A 1,498-nucleotide genomic window follows, 5' to 3' on the forward strand; every position below is an offset into this window, starting at 1 on the left:
TAGTCGCTCCACGCCTCAATGACGTACTGCTTAGACGGATCCAGAGTGTTCGCGGGGATCTTGATGGCGCGGTAAAGAGTGCCTCCCTCCAGGCGGGTTACGCCATCGGGACCTTCATAGTAGGACTTCATATCGCTCATCGCCAGGACGGGGGTGCCGGTGCCCTTCTCGCGAATCACGTACATGGCACCCTCACGGCCGGGCAGTTCCTCCCCAACGAAACCCTCACCCTTGACCAGCAACTCCTGATCCTTCGTGGTGTCCTTCAGGGCATCATACTTCCACTTAGGTGCCAGGACCTGCGGATGGTAAGCGCGGGTGTACATCGGGTGGTGGGCGATAACGTTCTTGCGAGCCCAAATATCCTCAATGCTCGACTGGGGCTGGCCCTTAGCCTCGGTCAAAATACCCGTCTCGTAACGCACCTCATCCAGGGTGATACCCGGGAAATAATCAATGGGAGTGTAGAAGCTCTCCAGAGCCTTAGCCTTGATGGTCAGCTTCGCCTCAAAAGTGCCATCATCGGCAATGGTGAAGTCCTTACCCTCTTCAAAACGGAGCATCGACGTGGAAGGCTCAGCGTTACCGGGGCGGTCCTTCGTAGCAGCAATGTAGAAGACAACGGTGCCGTGCTGCTCACGCCATTCCTTGGTGAAACCGGTACCCTTCAGAGTCACGGTGCCACCCTCGCCGGTGTACAGAATGCCGTCATAATCAGCGGAGTACGTCGGCTGTGCCGCGGCGTCCTGAGCTACCGGCTTGGGGGTCACAGCATTTGCCGCCGGTGCATTAGCAACAGGTGCCGCATCCTGGGCGAGTGCCGGAGTCATCGGCAGAACCATAGCTCCAGCCAGCACCAGTGCTCCGCAACCCTGCGCCGCACGGAGGAAAGAAGACTTAGAGTTCGGAAGCGAGGACATACATCATCCTTACGGGTCGTACCCATCGGGATGATGCGGTTTCATAGGGTTTCTGGGGTGAGAAATCTCCGTTGAATCTGCGCCAACCCAATGAGAAAAGTGGTCGAATATCCCCATCGGTTTCGGGGACATTTTCACCCTATCAAAGGGTTGAACAGATGTCAGGAAACACTCAATGGAGACTTGAAGGTTCTGAGGGTTTTCACAGGTTGACCAGCCACTAAGAACTGAGAACCCAGCACGCTAAACTCAGCAAACTAAACCCCGAAAACAGAACCCCGCGCTCCCGAATAGAAAACCATTCGGGAACACGGGGTTATTCGTGCGACTAGTGTCGACAAGCAGAGCCAGTTTAGCGGGCCAGCTTATCGAGACTGGAAAGCAGTCAGAACAGTCTCCAGATGGCCGCGAGTCAGCAACTGCTTAGGAATGAAATAGTGACCACCGTACACAGTAGGCAAATTCTGGCTCGCCCACAGAATCTCACGATAGAACGGAGCACCAGGCTTAACATCCACATAGGGAGAATCGCCCTTCACCGCAGGAGAACCAGCCGCACGGTAGGTGAACGCCGCAAC

2 pseudogenes are annotated in these 1,498 nt (G+C 55.7%); both read right to left on the reverse strand.

Annotated elements, in window-relative coordinates:
• A pseudogene (locus HMPREF2749_RS08390) lies at nucleotides 1–920 on the reverse strand (peptidase); the annotation flags it as partial.
• Nucleotides 921–1,285: 365 nt separating this feature from the next.
• Nucleotides 1,286–1,498: pseudogene (locus HMPREF2749_RS08395) on the reverse strand (gluconolactonase); the annotation flags it as partial.

This window comes from Rothia sp. HMSC075F09, assembly GCF_001810515.1.
In the GTDB taxonomy this organism is placed as follows: domain Bacteria; phylum Actinomycetota; class Actinomycetes; order Actinomycetales; family Micrococcaceae; genus Rothia.